Below are 1,849 nucleotides of genomic sequence, written 5' to 3'. Positions count from 1 at the left end.
GCCGCCCGATAAGCAGTGACACGTCAGGCCCGGCTACCCCGGCGCCTTAAGACTGGGCATGACAACCGCAGACGCCGGTGCCGGTGACTTCTTCCGCATTGCGCGCGATTCCTATGAGCTGCGCTGACGAGGACGGCGGGGTGGTGCCGATCCGCAGGACCAACCGTGAGGCCGGATGGCGAACCTTCGTGCCGCTCTGGTAACGCCGCTGAGTGGCCCGTTAAGCCTGTACGGACGGGCAGGCGCGACAGCGCTTGCGATCTGGGCAAAGAGCGCGGCCCTTCCACCGCGGTGGACCAGCGTCGCGCTCGATGTACGCGACACCGGGAAAGATATTCGCGCCGCAATGCAGGCTGCCTTGGCAACCGAGCCGGATGTCCTCTTCGGACCGTATGGCAGTGGTCCCATGCTCGACGCCGCACGCGCCTGTGAACGTGTGCTGTGGAACCATGGCGGAGCTAGTTCGCGTCTGCGTCGGTCCGCTTTTCCACAGGTAATCAATGTCATTGCGCCGGCGTCCACCTATTTCAGTGCGGCCCTGCAAGCCGCGCACACGGTCGACCCGTCAATCACGACGATTTCACTTCTTTACAGCACGACGGGCTTTGGTAAAGAGGTGGCAGAAAGTGCTGCGACAACGGCAGCCAACCTTCACCTTGATCTCACCTCAACCGCGTTTGCGCCGTCTCAGGCACTGGCGATGGTTCCGGCGGTGCCCGACGGCGATGTCCTCCTTGTGGTAGGGAACTTCGCGGACGAACTGGCTGTTGCCTCACTCTTACTCACCCGCCCATGGCGCTTTGCCGCGTTTGTCGGAGCTGGTGTGGACGAAGTCCTAACCGCACTGGGCCATCAACGAGAAGGCCTCCTGGGGCCTGCCCAATGGCTCCCGACGGCAGCCATCGAGCCCGATGAAGGCCCAGATTCGGATTGGTTTGTTGAGGCCTATCGGAAAGAGGCGGGGACTGATCCTCCTTACGTTGCGGCACAGGCTTTTGCGGCCGGCGTTCTGTACGCACGATGTCTGCGAGACGCGCAGGAAACAACCGACACAGCCATCCAAGCCGTGGCTCAAACGCTAGAATGCACAACGCTTTACGGCAAATTTCAGCTCGACCCTTCCACCGGCTTACAGTCGGGGCATCAGGGTCTGATCGTCCAGTGGCAACAGGGGAGACGCCGTGCGGTGTGGCCGCCAGAGCGGGCGGAATGCCCCGTTATTTTCCCGTTACCGTCGCAGCATCGCCGAGCAGGCCTATGAACCTCTGGGGACCACCCGCCGGGGAGGGCCGCGTCGATCCTCGGGGCGCAAGCTTGGCCGCGGCCAACCGAGATCCGCGACGCTCCGATGACCCCGACCGCTTCCTGATCACCCGGCCCCTGGTACGTCTGAAGCCGGCAGCTCGCGGCCGTAAATGACCGCTCTTGACGCCGTCAAGACCCGAGAACGAAACCACAGGTAACGAGCGGGACTGAAGCGGAACGAAAACGGAACGAACGGGCACTTCAGATGCCAAAAGCCCTGGTAGAGCAGCGGGTTCGATTCCCGGCAGCTAACCGAGAAAAGGGCCGCAGGTGAGCGGCCCTTTTTCACACTGAGCGTCTAGACCTTCACGCGACACGCTCCGCATGTTCGCGCTAAACCTGAAACCGCGCTTCGTATTTGACAGTGCGTCAAGAGGATTGAGCCGGGCAATGCCCTCAGACGGTGGAATTTTCCGCTGCGTCAAGGGGATTGGGGATATCGGTACCTGAAACCTACTTTCAATCGAGCGCAGATAAGCGCACAATGGTATCGGCGGATTTCTCAACGAGTTTTCACTCCTGAGCCTCGGGACAGTCGTCTTTA

General features: G+C 61.5%; 1 protein-coding gene. It reads left to right on the top strand.

Annotated features, from left to right (window positions below):
- The first annotated feature begins 175 nt into the window (after nucleotides 1-175).
- Entirely contained in the window at nucleotides 176-1,261 is a 1,086-nt protein-coding gene (locus WBF82_RS10660; protein ID WP_424383005.1) for an ABC transporter substrate-binding protein, read from the top strand.
- Nucleotides 1,262-1,849: the final 588 nt, after the last annotated feature.

It is taken from the genome of Mycobacterium sp., from assembly GCF_049673265.1.
In the GTDB taxonomy this organism is placed as follows: domain Bacteria; phylum Actinomycetota; class Actinomycetes; order Mycobacteriales; family Mycobacteriaceae; genus Mycobacterium.
Note: the sequence above shows the minus strand (reverse complement) of the source record. Positions and strands in the feature narration are given on the sequence as shown.

Excerpts from the sequence above, each read along its gene's own strand:
- WBF82_RS10660 (WP_424383005.1), top strand. The coding sequence starts at position 176 with ATGGCGAACCTTCGTGCCGCTCTGGTAACGCCGCTGAGTGGCCCGTTA.